Here is a 14956-nt window from a genome sequence, read left to right on the forward strand (position 1 = left end):
ATATTTTATCTGGAGTTTAATTCTACTGCAATTTATAAAAAAACTACCTTATACCCCCGTTTTTAACGAATTCTTGTAAAAAATACTAACCTAGGTAGGTTTTTAAGATTTTACTGCGAGAGGTATGTTTTAATCTTCTAATCGCTTTTTCTTTAATTTGTCTAACACGCTCACGTGTAAGATCAAAAGTTTCCCCTATTTCTTCTAAGGTCATAGGATGTTGATTCCCTAAACCAAAATATAGTCTAACGACATCAGCTTCGCGAGGTGTAAGTGTGTCAAGAGCGCGCTCTATTTCGGTGCTGAGAGACTCATTTAGAAGTTCACGATCAGGATTAGGAGATTCTCCAAAACGCAATACATCATATAGGTTAGAATCTTCACCTTGTATAAGAGGTGCATCCATACTTACGTGACGGCCGGCATTTTTTAGAGACTCTTTTACGTCATTCACTGTCATGTCTAGCTCTTTGGCTATTTCATCAGGACTAGGAGGACGCTCATTAGCTTGTTCTAAAAATGCAAAAGCTTTATTGATTTTATTGATGCTTCCTATTTTGTTGAGCGGAAGACGTACGATACGTGATTGCTCAGCAAGCGCCTGAAGTATAGACTGTCTGATCCACCATACAGCATAAGAAATAAACTTAAAACCACGTGTTTCATCAAAGCGTCTTGCGGCTTTTATAAGACCCAGGTTTCCTTCGTTAATAAGGTCAGGAAGCGTTAAGCCTTGATTTTGATATTGTTTTGCAACAGATACCACAAATCTTAGGTTAGCCTTAGTAAGTTTTTCTAGAGCAATCTGATCGCCGGCTTTGATACGCTGAGCCAACTCTACTTCTTCATCTGCTGTAATAAGATCTACTTTACCTATCTCTTGAAGATATTTATCAAGAGAAGCGGTTTCTCTGTTAGTAACCTGTTTTGTGATTTTAAGCTGTCTCATAAAACATTACGTATTTAAATTAATTAGTAAAAGGCTTTAGCACTTGCGGTAATAACCACATTAAATCAATTTTAAACCATCGCTTTATAAGAAATTTGAGAGCGATATACTAGTTATACGTAATTAAACAAGGAAAGGTTACAAAAAAAAGAATAAATTTTTAGAAAAAATTAACATTTTTAGTCATTGTATAGAGAACGTAATTGTTATATGTTTGATTTTCAATGTGTTATTTTAATTGTTTTTAAGCTTAATTAACTGAAGATTTACATCAACTAACACTCTATCGTAAAGTTCTTCAAAAGATTCCAAACTTTTTTTTGCTTTTTTAACTTTATCTGGATCGTTTATACTGGCTTCAATTTGTTGTAAATAATGCCCAGGTTTTGTGAGGCCAAGATTCATAAAACTTGATTTCATTTTATGGGCTAAAGTACTTGCTCTAGGATAGTATTCTTTTGCTACACAATTTCTTAAGCTATTTAGATCTTTCGGTGTTTCCTCAATAAATACTTCTAAAAGAGAGATTATAAATTCTTTATCTCCATCAAAAATTTCAAAAAGATTTTTTATATCTACTGAAACAGAAGTATCTGTAGTTTCTTCAGTTTTAGTATTGCCAATGACTGGTTTAGTTTTCATTCCTTCATCTGCAACCAGCCAATACAATACTTCTTTAAGAGCATCTTCTTTTAGAGGTTTAGTAAGGTAAAAATCAATCCCAGCTTTAATTGCATTTTTACGAGCTTCTGGGAAAACATCTGCAGAGCAGGCAACAATAGGTACTTTATTTAGACTGTCTTTATTAGATTCTCGTATTAAAGATATGGCTTCTAAGCCATTCATTACGGGCATATGCATATCCATTAAAATTAAATCATAATTAGCTTTAGCATCCTGATAAATAGCAACGGCTTCTTGACCATTCTCTGCAATGTCTGCCTGCACATTGAGCCCTTGTAATAATTGCCTGATGTAGAATTGATTCATTTTATTGTCTTCTGCAACAAGAACTCTTAGTCCTTTAAGGCTTAGATTTTGATTTTTAAAGTCCTGCTCAATATCTTTCAATTTTTTAAGGTGACTGATTTTGAAATCTAATGTGAACTCAAAGGTAGAACCTTTACCAAGCGTACTTTTTGCTTCAAGCTTTCCCTTCTTCAAAGTTATAAGCTCTCGAGTTATGGTTAACCCGAGTCCTGAGCCGTTTATTTTAGCAAGTTCAGGTTCGTCAACTTGATAAAAACTATTAAAAATACTTTCTAGCTTATCTTCTGCGATACCTATGCCGGTATCACTAACGCTAAATTTGATCTTTACAGTTTCAGTATTCTTTTCAATGAACTGAAGTTTGAGACTAATGCTTCCGCGTTTTGTGAATTTTATGGCATTACCTACTAAGTTGGTAATTATTTGATTAAGCCTGTACTGATCTCCAATAACAATATCAGGAATTTGCTCATCTATTTCAGCAATAAACTGAACGCCCATTTCACGAGCCTTTATTTCAAAACCGGTAGCCAGATTGTCTACAACTTCTCTCAAGTTGAAATCTAAAGATTGCAAAGTCAATTTTCCAGCTTCAATCTTAGAGAAATCTAAAATATCATTAACAATTGAAAGCAAATTTTTAGCAGAGAAAGATATTCCATCTAAATTTTTCTTTATTGTTTTTTGGTCTTTGAGATTTCCATTAGATAAGATTTCTGACAGACCTAAAATAACATTTAACGGAGTCCTAATCTCGTGACTCATATTTGATAAAAAAGTAGATTTTGCCTCTGCAGTACGCTCTGCATTAATTTTAGCTTTTAAAGAATCTTTACGATGCGAAATATCTTTTATAAAAAGCGTAAAAGTATCAGCTGGTTCAGAAAAATTATTACTAAAAGAAAGTTCACAAGGCAATTTCTTACTTGAGGCGGTAGATATATCCAGTTCAACACAAGTCCCAATAATTTCACTTTCTACACCCTTATACAGATTAGAAATATCGTATTTAATATCCCTGCTTACTGCTGAAGGTAATAATGAATAAATCGATTTTTGAACAAGCTCATTTTTGTTTAGATTAAACATAATCGAAGCCTTACTGTTGCAATCTTTAATAACACCGTTTGTGTCAAAAAGGAGATATGCATCCAGAATATTTTCTAAAATATCAATATTTGCAGTGTCAATTTTGACAGGTTCTTCTATAATTTTATTTTCCTCATTATTTAGTATGGGGTCTTTAGGTTTGTCAAAAAATAGGGTGGTAGGACTCTGATTTAATAAAGAAGTAAACAACTGTGGTATTATATCAGATATACTTGTTACTGCTGGCGTAAGTTTATAATAGTTGAAAAATTCTTCTTTCGTGGTAGAATAAACAGAGTCTACAAAGTCTTGACCAAAAATTTCACCAAACTCCTGATTGATCTTTAAAGAATCATCTTTTATTTTTCTAAACGCGCTAATCTGTTTAATTAAGTCTGCACTAACAGGCTCTTTAAACTGGTTTTCTATAATTTTAATCCACGCATTTGTAGTGTTCAGATCTAGATCCTCATCTTTAAATTTTTTAAGAATTATAAGTAAAAAGAGCCTTGAAATGATGATTTCCTGATTTTTTCCGGAATGGTATAGTGGTAAAAATGCGTCAGATTTTGTTACATCGGGGAAATTTATTTTTATTTCTGAACGAAGGTTTGCTTCGGTATTAATATATCTAGAATCGTGATGGATGAGGTAATTTTCTAATTCTAGATAAAAATGAGCGACTTGTAATTCTCTGATGTATGTGTCTTCAGAAAATTCATATCCTTTAATTTTAGACTCTATTAACGTAAGCTGAGCTCCAAAAGAACCTAAATCAAATAAATATTTGAAAAAATCAGCAATGGGATTTTCATTTGCTAAGGTAGGTTTAATTTTACTTGCCCTATGATTTAGAAGGCGTTCTATAAATGAGCTCATTGGGTGTCAGGAACTTATAGTTGGTCACATATTGTTCGATTAAATGCTAAATTAATCATTTATAATGAATAATATTGAATTTCACTTGTAGGAAACCGCCTTATGTATCTAGAGCCTTGGAATAGTTAGATTTCAAATAAATTTTCTCAGCTCATTCTATTTATAACGTAAAAAAGGACTCAATATTTGAGCCCTTTTTACGTGTTGTCAAAATATAAAATCAATTATACTCTTATGTGTCCATCTCCATAGACGTAATACTTGTTTGTTACAAGTTGTTTAAGCCCTAATGGTCCTCTGTGATGTAATTTATCAGTGCTTATTGCCAGTTCTGCGCCCACGCCCATTTGACCACCATCGGTAAATCGAGTTGAAGCATTGTGATAAACTGCAGCAGTATCAATATTCTCCATGAAAGTTGTTGCAGCTTCATTATCTGTTGTCATAATAGCACTAGAATGACCACCACTATAGGTATTGATTTTATGCATAGCTTCATCCATATCTTCCACAGCTCCTAGTACAATTTTCATTGCTAAAAATTCTTCATACCAAGTATCTTCATTTGGAATGACATCATTGTCAGATAGAACGGCTTTAGAAGTATTATCTGCCAGAACTTCAACACCTTTTTCTTTTAAAATCTCGTTCAATTCTTTTATACGAGATTCATATTCCGGAAGATTTTTATCTACTAATACTTTATCTAAAGCATTACATCCCGAAATCTTATCAGTCTTAGCATTGATGATAACTTCTATTGTTTTTGCCCAATTTGCTTTGGGGTGTACATATAAAAAGTTATTTCCTCTACCACTTACAAGTACAGCACATTTAGCATGTTCTTTAACAAAACCAATAAGACGTTCTCCTCCTCTTGGTACGATTAAATCTAAAGGTTGGTCTGGGTTTCTTAGGAATTCCTGAGTTTCCTCACGATTCATTTGTAACATCGTGATCCAAGATTCGTCAAGATCATTTTCTTTTAAAGCCTGTTTCCAGCAATCAACAAGAACAACGTTACTATTGAAAGCTTCTTTACCACCTTTAAGCAAAATTTTGTTATTCGCTTTAAATGCTAATACAGCTGCTTCAATAGTTACATCTGGTCTAGATTCATAAATAATCATTATGGTACCAAATGGAGCTGTTTTATTGATGATCTTCAGTCCGCTATCAAGAGTATCATTAGAAATTTCCTGACTTACAGGATCGTCCTGATTACGCACTTCGCGAATCGCTTGAATCATTCCTTCAATCTTGGCATCATTTACAACTAATCTGTCATAAAGTGCCTGATCGTCTCTATTAAAAGCTTCAAGATCTTTTTTGTTAGCTTCTAGTATTTCTACTTTTCTCGCTTCTATAATCTGCATCATAGAGTCGAGTACTTTGTTTTTTATATTTGAATTTAGTAATTGCATATTACTTGTTTTCTTTGTTAATAATTAGAATTGAGTACGAACTATTCAGTTAATTGCTTAAGCCTGAAATTTTGTTCCGATCTCTTTTCCTTCTAAAAGGTCAACAATCACATTATGTTTTTTACCATTTGCTATATAGCATGTGATGTTTTTTCGAGCCGCATCTTTAGCTATTTTAAGCTTAGACTTCATTCCGCCACGACCTTCACCTTCAGCTTTATCACTTTCCTGAACATATTGTTCAACTTTTTGTTCTGGGTGTACTTCTGTAAGCTTTTCTGAATCGTCATCATCAGGATGACCCGTATACAACCCGTCTGTATCAGTTAATAAAATTAATGCGTCTGCATTAATCAATTCTGCCACAAGACTTGCTAATTCATCATTATCTGTAAACATAGACATAGTCAGAGATACTGCATCATCTTCATTTGCGATAGGGACAATTCCTTCAGCTAATAATCCTTCATAGCAGTTTATCATATTCTCACGATGTTTACCTGGAGCAAAATCTCGCTTTGTTGCTAATAGCTGTGCACAATGCATTCCGAAACTATTAAACATTGTATAATAATGGCGCATCATACGAGGTTGACCTACCGAAGAAAAAATTTGTCTTCTTGTAGATGGGTCTTTAAAATTACAATCACCCAATACCTCTTTACCAGCAATTGCAGAACCTGAAGAAACTAATACAGGCTGATAACCTTTTTCATAGAGTTCGGCAATTTGTCTGACTAACTCATGAAGAACAGGACCTACGATTCGGTTATTCCTGTTAGTCATTACATTTGTTCCTACTTTTATAACTACACGTTTTGTGCTCATAATTTATTTTTCTTTACCAAGTTCTGTTGCCCGGTCAAAAGCTGCGTAAGCTGCTTCTTTAATTAATTCTTTTACGTTATTATCTTCCATAGAATCTAGCGCTGCACGCGTTGTGCCTCCTTTAGAAGCTACACGATCCATCCATTTTTCCGGAGTTAAATCGGACTCATTAAAGAGCTTTACAGCACCTTCAAAAGTTTGAGAAACCAATACTTTTGAATCGTTGCCAGAGAAGCCCATCTTAAGAGCAGCTTCTAGCATAGATTGCATAAAATAAAATACATATGCCGGTCCACTCCCAGAAATACCTGTAGAAGCATCAATAAATTGTTCTGTTTCTACATGGATTGAAGCACCAGTTGTATCTAATAAACTTCTTACTGTAAGCAATTCAATTCTGCTTACTTCTTTAGATTCTGTAAATGATGTAACTCCTTTACCTACTTTGGCAGGTAGATTAGGCATTGTTCTTATAACTTTTTTTATCCCCAATCCTTCCTGAATAGTATTAATTGTAACACCAGCCATAAGAGAAACAAATAATTGTTCTTGGTTGATGTATGGTTTAATATTTTCAAATAATGATTGGCTGTGGTAAGGTTTTACCGCGATAAAAATAACATCTGCTTTTGGCACACATTCTTCAATACTATCATAAGCATCAAACTGAGCCATGGTTGATAAAGCTTCTGTTTTTTGAGGTGAGACATCAAAGATCATAAGCTTGCGCTTATTTAAAAATGGAGAACTTGCCATACCTTCTGCGTAGGTAAGTCCCATATTGCCAGCACCTAATACTAATACTTTCATTAAATAGTTTTTAATTAATTAGTTCGCTTTATTAGCTGCAAGTACCATACGAGACTTCATGAAATAGGGGATATCTCTTTTTTCAGATTGAAAAAAGCTTCTCATGCTACAGTAGATGGTAGCTAGCGAGGGAATATTAAGTAAATGTTAAAAAAAGAGTAAAAAACCTTTATTCCAGAATTGGCAGTAAAACTGACAAATACTGTATATGTGTCAGTTTTATGGCAGTTCTAGCACAATATAGTTGATAATTATCAATTGCTAAATATAATTTATAATGGTATTTTAAATTATGAAGATTCAAATTCAAATAATGCGGAATAAAAAAGGAGCCATTTTGGCTCCTTTTCTGAATTGTAAATCAAGAAATTAATCTCTTTTACGATCTCTATTTCTGTTGTCACGACCACGATTATCTCGTGAACCACGATCTTTATTATCAGGTCTAGGAGCACGTTCTTTGTAACCTTCAGGTTTTTCAAGTAATGCTTTACGCGATACTTTTTCCTTACGGGTACGTGAATCAACACCGAAATATTTTACTTCAAAAACATCTCCCATATTGACAACATCACTTACGTTTTCAGTGCGTTCCCAAGCTAGTTCAGATACGTGTAAAAGAACCTCGTTACCTGGAGCTTCAAGATATTCTACAACAGCACCAAAATCTAACATCTTGATCACTTTTACTTCGTAGCTGTTTCCAACCACAGGCTTAAAGGTGATAGAGTCAATTTTAGCAAGAACTGCGTTGATACCTTCTTGACCGGTTCCTAAGATTTCTACAACACCTTCTTCAGTTACAGGATCTTCGTTAATAACGATAGTTGTTCCTGTTTCTTTTTGAAGTTCTTGTATCACTTTTCCTCCTGGTCCTATAAGTGCACCAATGTACTCATTAGGAATGCGTACAGAAACCATTTTAGGAGCATACTCTTTCACGTCTTCACGTGGAGTAGCAATAGTATTAGTGATTTTTTCTAAAATATGTAAACGACCTTCGCGAGCTTGTTTTAAAGCATTTACAAGAATTTCGTAAGAAAGACCTTTTACTTTAATATCCATTTGGCAAGCTGTGATACCGTCTGCTGTACCGGTAACTTTAAAGTCCATATCTCCTAAGTGATCTTCATCACCTAAAATATCAGAAAGAACTGCATATTTACCAGATTCACCATCAGAAATTAATCCCATAGCGATACCAGAAACCGGTTTCTTGAGTTGAACACCAGCATCCATCATTGCCATTGTACCTGCACAAACGGTTGCCATAGAAGAAGAACCGTTAGATTCTAAAATTTCTGAAACAACACGTACAGTATATGGGCAATCAGCAGGAACCATTCCTTTTAAAGCACGTTGTGCTAAGTTACCGTGACCTACCTCACGACGAGAAGTACCTCTAATTGGGCGAGCCTCACCAGTTGAGAAAGGAGGGAAGTTATAATGTAAATAGAATGTCTCTTCACCTTCAAAGGATGGCATATCTATTTGATTTGCTTCCCTAGATGTACCTAAAGTTACAGTAGCTAAAGCTTGAGTTTCCCCACGTGTGAAAATTGAAGAACCATGCACAGATGGTAAATAATCAGTCTCACACCAGATTGGGCGAATCTCTGTAGTCTTACGACCATCAAGGCGTAGACCTTCATTTAACGTAAGATCACGTACGGCTGCTTTTTCTGCTTTGTAATAATATTTAGATACTAATGCACCAAAATCTTCTAATTCTTCATCAGAAAAATTAGACTTGATCTCTTCTTTAATTTCAGAAAACGCAGCGCTACGTTCATGTTTAGCTGATCCTGCCTGAGCAATTGAATAGACTTTATCATAAGCCATATCATAGATTTTTTTCTCAAGATCTTTATCCTCACGCTCTGCATCGTACTCGCGTACTTCTTTTTTACCAAAAGCTTCAGCTAATCTGATTTGAGCAGCACATTGAACTTTGATAGCCTCGTGAGCAGCTTTGATAGCTTCTGTCATTTCTTCTTCAGAAATCTCATCCATCTCACCTTCTACCATCATTACTGAATCTGCAGAAGCACCAATTACCATATCGATATCAGATTCGGCAAGTTGTGTTCTTGATGGGTTGATGATAAACTCACCGTTTATACGACCTACACGAACTTCAGAAATAGCACATTCAAATGGGAAATCTGAAAGTTGAATTGCTGCAGAAGCGGCAAGACCTGCCATTGCATCAGGCATAACATCATCATCATGAGACATTAACTGAATCATAACCTGAGTTTCTGCGTGATAATCTTTAGGGAAAAGTGGGCGTAGTACACGGTCAACAAGACGCATAGTTAATACTTCACCATCACTAGGGCGTGCTTCTCTTTTGAAGAAACCACCAGGATAACGGCCTGCTGCCGCAAATTTTTCGCGATAATCTACCGTTAACGGAAGAAAATCAACATCACTCTGCTTGTAGTTAGAAACTACAGTACACAGCAACATACATTTACCGGATTGAACAACAACAGAACCGTGAGCCTGTTTTGCAAGTTTTCCGGTCTCGATAGAGATTTCTCTACCATCACCAAGGTCTATGACCTCTTTAAAAGTCTTTGGAATCATATTTTGATTTTTCATCTGTATCTATAAAGATACTGTTAAACATTAGCTGCAAAACCATTAAGGTTAGCGGCAGGGTCGTTGTGTTGTTGTGTGTAGTGTTTGACCAATGAAAAACCTAAGGATAGCTTTCTTTGCCCTTACGGGACTTTAACCAAAAGTATGGTTTTTATTTTACTGAATGTTCAAAACTTGATTGAAACAATCAGTTTTAAAAATAAACGGGGCTGAAAAGTCAGCCCCGTTTAAAAATAAGAATTATTTTCTTAAACCTAATTCTTTAACAATAGCACGATATCTATTAATATCTTTCTTAGTTAAATAGTCAAGTAAAGCTCTACGCTTACCTACTAATTTTACTAGAGAACGCTCTGTGTTAAAATCTTTGCGGTTATTTTTTAAGTGTCCTGTTAAGTGGTTAATGCGGTGTGTGAACAACGCAATTTGCCCTTCTGCAGATCCAGTATCGTTTTTGTCTTTACCGAACTGACTAAAAATTTCATCTTTCTTTTCTTGAGTAAGATACATGCCAATATTATTTAAATAGTTTTTATGTATTCAACGAGGCTATCCCGTTGAGCCGGCAAATATACAATTAATTCTCAAATGAGAACTAAATTTTTTAATTGCGAATTGCCTGGTTAAGAATCAAGTCAATATAAAGATTGATGTTTTTCTTAAGTTCTTTACGATGTGTAATAAAATCTAAGAAACCGTGCTCTTTTAAGAACTCTGCAGTTTGAAAATCTTCTGGTAATTCTTGACCAGTTGTATCTCTAACCACACGAGGACCGGCAAATCCTATAAGCGCACCAGGCTCTGAAATATTGATGTCTCCTAGCATTGCAAATGAAGCAGTAGTACCACCTGTTGTAGGATCTGTACAAAGTGAGATGTATGGTATTTTAGCTTCGGCTAACTGAGCTAATTTAGCAGATGTTTTTGCTAATTGCATTAATGATAATGCAGCTTCCATCATACGGGCACCTCCAGATTTTGAGATGATCACTAAAGGCACATTGTTTTTTAAAGAATAGTCTGCAGCACGTGCTATTTTTTCACCTACAACAGATCCCATAGAACCACCTATAAATTTAAAATCCATAGCAGCGATAACAAGATCTTTACCAAAACTTTTACCTACAGCCGTACGCACAGCATCTTTGAGGCCGGTTTTTGCTTCAGCATCTTTAAGGCGATCTACATATTTTTTAGTATCCTCAAATCCTAATGGATCTTTAGAAGTAAGGTTTTTGTCTAGTTCTTTGTATTTACCTTCATCAAAAAGGATCGAAAAATACTCATTACTACCTATTCTAACGTGGTAATCATCTTCCGGACTTACATAAAAGTTTTTTGCAAGTTCGTCTGCATCAATGATTTTACCGGTAGGGGATTTGTACCAAAGTCCTTTGGGTACATCTTTTTTGTTTTCAGTAGCGGTTTGTATTCCTTTTTCTTTCCGTTTAAACCAAGCCATAATTTGTGCTTTTTAATTTGTAAGCTACTCACAACTGTGAGATTTAAATACTGTTAAGGGACGCCCTCAAATTACTAAATGACCAAAACTAGCATTCTAAAATGAGCCCGTTAATTTATAGGTCGAAAAAACCTCAGAAAATCAATTCTGAGGTTTCAATATTATTTTCGCGAAAGCGAAATTACAAAGTATTTACGTTATTTAAATCTTCAAATGCTTTTTCTAAACGAGCAATGAAAGATTCTTCTCCTTTACGCAACCAAACACGAGGGTCATAATATTTTTTATTAGGGCTGTCTGCACCTGAAGGGTTACCTATCTGAGCTTGAAGATAATCTGCATTAGCGTCAAAATATTTACGAATACCTTCAGTAAATGCCCATTGTAAATCTGTATCAATATTCATTTTAATCACACCGTAGCTAATACCTTCACGTATTTCTTCTACAGTAGAACCACTTCCTCCGTGAAATACAAAGTCAATATGGTTTTCTTCTACACCATATTTTTCAGTGATATATTCTTGAGAATTCTTAAGAATTTTAGGAGTTAATTTTACGTTACCAGGCTTGTAAACCCCGTGAACGTTACCAAAAGCAGCAGCAATAGTAAACTGATCACTTACTTTGCTTAGTTCTTCATAGGCATAAGCAACTTCCTCTGGCTGTGTGTAAAGTTTAGAAACATCAACATCAGAGTTGTCTACACCATCTTCTTCACCACCAGTGATCCCTAATTCAATTTCAAGAGTCATTTCCATTTTGCTCATACGCTCAAGGTATTTTTTGCAAAGTTCAATGTTCTCTTCAATAGGCTCTTCACTCAAGTCGATCATATGTGAGCTAAAAAGTGAGTGACCGTGTTCTTTATAATACTCTTCTGAAGCATCAAGAAGTCCGTCAATCCAAGGCAATAGTTTTTTAGCACAATGGTCTGTATGTAAAATTACAGTTGCACCGTAACGTTTTGCAAGCTCATGAACGTGTTTTGCTCCTGCGATACCACCAGCAATTGCAGCTTGTTGGTTTTCGTTAGAATAGCCTTTACCAGCGTTGAACTGAGCACCACCGTTAGAGAACTGAAGAATAACCGGAGCTTTAAGTTTTGCAGCAGTTTCTAAAACACCATTAATCGTGTTAGAACCTATTACGTTTACTGCTGGCAAAGCATAACCGTTTTCTTTAGCGTGTTTAAAAATTGCTTGAACTTCTTTTCCGGTCGCAACTCCCGGTTTGATACTATGACTCATTATTTGTTTGTTTACTTAGTTAGAGGGCATAAAATTAATAAATAATTAGGGTTTGACCTCTTAATTCTATTAGAAAGGATAGTTAATACCCACATTGTAGACTGCGTTTGCAAAGTTTGTATTCTTAAACCAGCGTTCACCTTCTGCTAAAGCAGGGTCGTATGTTTTAAAACCTAAATCAAAACGCAAAACAAAAAAGCTGAAATCATAGCGTAAACCGAAGCCAGTACCGACTGCAATATCTTCAAGACTGCTTATACCGGTAAAGGTCGCTTGTGGATCATCTACATTATCTAGTGCATTCCAAATATTACCCACATCTGCGAAAATAGCACCTTTTAAATCACCTAAAAATGTAAAGCGTTGCTCTATATTAAAAGCAAGTTTCATATTTGCTTCATTAAAATCGTTAGGACTGTTAGTGCTTCCGGGGCCCAATCGATATGCTTGCCAAGCTCTATTATCATTAGACCCCCCGCCGAAAAAACTTCTTATGAATGGAATGCTATTTGAATTTCCGTACGGGATTGCAATACCGCCATAGGCTCTAAAAGCTAAAATGTTATCCTTACCAAAATCCCAGTGCTTGATAAAATCAAGTTCGGTTTTAACATACTGAGAGAATTTAACACCTAAAACTCTAGATGATCCATCATCATTTTTCTCAAGACCAATCAAGTCGCTTATTCCACTCAGCGTGTTACCTGCGAGCTCTAACTTAGCCCTAAAGCTGGTGAACTCATCATCAAATAGATTCTTACGCGTATTCTTAAAATAGGTAAAACTTGTCGCTAATATAAGGTTGTCTTCTGTTAGACGCTGGCGACGTTCTTCAATATTTACCACATCACTAAACTCTGAATTTGTGAGTGTAATTGTACTATTTTGAACGGCATTTATAAAAGCTAAAGATCCATCTGGTATAGAAAGATTTCCGTTCTCGTTGAGAAAGCTGGTAACTTGGCTTGGATAATTTAAAGCTATATTATTAAGCTCTTCATAAGAGTTCTCATAAACATTAAAGTAGTTAGAGACATTGAGGTTACGCACATATTGAATATCAAAGAGGTCAAAACGGTAATTCAAATTTTCTGAAGGCGTCCATTTATAATTTATGCCACCGGTAATGTTTTGCTTGTCTAAACCTATATTTTGCTGAATACCTATACCGGTTGTAAAACTGGTAGATGGTGACATTTCTGGAGCGATAAAATTGGTGCGAATAGGGAAGAAGATCCTTGGTATGGTAAGACTTACATCAGCGCCAATTTCAGTAATGTCAAAAAGCTCAGGACTGTTACTCCCTGCTGCCGTTCTGGAGTCTCCTATACTTGCTCTACCTGAAATCTGTAAGGTTTCCATCCCGCCAAAAACATTACGTATTCTTAAAGAACCACCGCCTGCGATACCAAAACGTTGAATATTTGAGGTAGAAACATCAAAATCTGCTCTAAGATTAAACTTAGGCAAGGGGGTAAGCATAATATTTGCAATAAGGTCTGTCCCTTCTGGATCATCAGGATCTTCAGAAAACCGCAAATCTGGATATCTAAATGTTCCTAACTGACTAAGGCGTATTAAGGTCTGGTTACGCGACTCATCACTATAGGTATCGCCGGGTTCTATAAAAACGGCATCGGTAAGGTATTTAGGCTTGTACCTTATTTTATCATAAGCGTAGAGATGGTGATCATTCAGTTCAATACTGTCTGAATATTCAGTATCTCTCAATGCATAACCATAATCTGTCGTGATATTAACCTTACTTATTTTATGCACTTTTAAAGGAAGCTCATAAATAGAATCGCGAGCGCGAATTTCGCGGTTTCGTATATTCAATTCAAGATTTACTTTATGATTTGTGTTTACAGAGTCTCCCACAAAACTGATGAGTTCCTGATCAAAATGAAACAAGCCGTTATTCCGCATTAAATCTGTGATACGGCTGGTTTCTGCATTAATATCTAACAATTTATATTGTGAACCTTGTTTGATATACGAAGCGTTTTTATGCTTTTCATAAATAGAATCTGCAGCCGGAGATTTTATAAAGGTTTTTAAAGAATCTATAATGTAAGGTTTGCCGGTTGCTACTTCATAAATAACCTGACCGCGTTTTTCTAAACTATCTTTTTGTATTGAATAAGTAGTTTTAGCATTAAACCATCCTTTGCTATTGTAATACTCTGTAAGACGATTAGCAGAACGCCCGCTGTAATTATCAGAAATGATAGTGGGTTCTTCTCCAAAATTTTTCAGAACATCGTTAAAATCTAATTTAAATTCAATGTATTTATCCAGCTGTTTACGTGAAAGAATCGCAGACCAGAATTTTAACGTACGTTGATCGTTGTCATTCAGTTTTGCTTGTAAAATAGAGTCTAGATCGGTACGTGCCCAGTTATAGATATAAAGTCTTAGTGGAGAACCCAGTAACGGTAATTTAGTGTTGGGCTGCTGGTAGGGGATATTATTGATGTTGTAAGCATCGTTCTCCTCACCATTAACCAAAATGGTATTTTTGGTAAGTAATAGCTTTCCGTCGGGAACGCGCTTGACAGCATCACATCCTGCCAGTATAAGTAGCAGTATGATAATAAATCCTATTTTTGCGGAAAGTTGTTGCAAGGGCTTCTTTATAAAAATAACTTCAAAAATACACATTAGCC

General features: G+C 35.3%; 10 protein-coding genes. All 10 read right to left on the bottom strand.

Annotated features, from left to right (window positions below; all coding sequences use genetic code 11):
• Positions 1-85 precede the first annotated feature (85 nt).
• The 10 genes from DSM02_RS02495 to tamL all read right to left on the bottom strand — a co-directional run bounded on the left by DSM02_RS02495 (position 86) and on the right by tamL (position 14951).
• Positions 86-949, bottom strand: a complete 864-nt coding sequence (locus DSM02_RS02495; protein WP_128760182.1) for a sigma-70 family RNA polymerase sigma factor — start codon at positions 947-949, stop codon at positions 86-88.
• A gap of 234 nt (positions 950-1183) precedes the next feature.
• The gene (locus DSM02_RS02500; protein ID WP_128764158.1) at positions 1184-3907 is read right to left on the bottom strand and encodes an ATP-binding protein; all 2724 of its coding nucleotides are present in this window, start codon (positions 3905-3907) and stop codon (positions 1184-1186) included.
• A 224-nt stretch (positions 3908-4131) separates the two neighbouring features.
• Positions 4132-5331 (bottom strand): glutamate-5-semialdehyde dehydrogenase, encoded by a 1200-nt coding sequence (locus DSM02_RS02505; protein ID WP_128764159.1) that lies wholly within the window; start codon positions 5329-5331, stop codon positions 4132-4134.
• Between the two features lie 57 nt (positions 5332-5388).
• Positions 5389-6159 (bottom strand): glutamate 5-kinase, encoded by a 771-nt coding sequence (gene proB, locus DSM02_RS02510; RefSeq protein ID WP_128764160.1) that lies wholly within the window; start codon positions 6157-6159, stop codon positions 5389-5391.
• Between the two features lie 3 nt (positions 6160-6162).
• Positions 6163-6969: a pyrroline-5-carboxylate reductase gene (proC, locus tag DSM02_RS02515; protein ID WP_128760186.1), complete on the bottom strand. Its 807-nt coding sequence runs from the start codon at positions 6967-6969 to the stop codon at positions 6163-6165.
• Positions 6970-7338: 369 nt separating this feature from the next.
• Positions 7339-9561, bottom strand: coding sequence for a polyribonucleotide nucleotidyltransferase (locus tag DSM02_RS02520; protein WP_128764161.1), 2223 nt, complete (start codon positions 9559-9561; stop codon positions 7339-7341).
• Positions 9562-9816: 255 nt separating this feature from the next.
• Complete coding sequence (gene rpsO, locus DSM02_RS02525; protein WP_128760188.1) at positions 9817-10086, bottom strand: 30S ribosomal protein S15; 270 nt, start codon at positions 10084-10086, stop codon at positions 9817-9819.
• 94 nt (positions 10087-10180) lie between these two features.
• Positions 10181-11038: an acetyl-CoA carboxylase, carboxyltransferase subunit beta gene (gene accD / locus DSM02_RS02530; protein WP_128760189.1), complete on the bottom strand. Its 858-nt coding sequence runs from the start codon at positions 11036-11038 to the stop codon at positions 10181-10183.
• A 181-nt stretch (positions 11039-11219) separates the two neighbouring features.
• A complete protein-coding gene (gene fbaA / locus DSM02_RS02535; protein WP_128764162.1) occupies positions 11220-12287 on the bottom strand; it encodes a class II fructose-bisphosphate aldolase in 1068 nt (355 codons plus the stop codon).
• 69 nt (positions 12288-12356) lie between these two features.
• Positions 12357-14951, bottom strand: coding sequence for a translocation and assembly module lipoprotein TamL (tamL, locus tag DSM02_RS02540; protein WP_128764163.1), 2595 nt, complete (start codon positions 14949-14951; stop codon positions 12357-12359).
• Between the last annotated feature and the right edge of the window lie 5 nt (positions 14952-14956).

This window comes from Leeuwenhoekiella polynyae (assembly GCF_004104075.1).
GTDB classification, from domain to species: domain Bacteria; phylum Bacteroidota; class Bacteroidia; order Flavobacteriales; family Flavobacteriaceae; genus Leeuwenhoekiella; species Leeuwenhoekiella polynyae.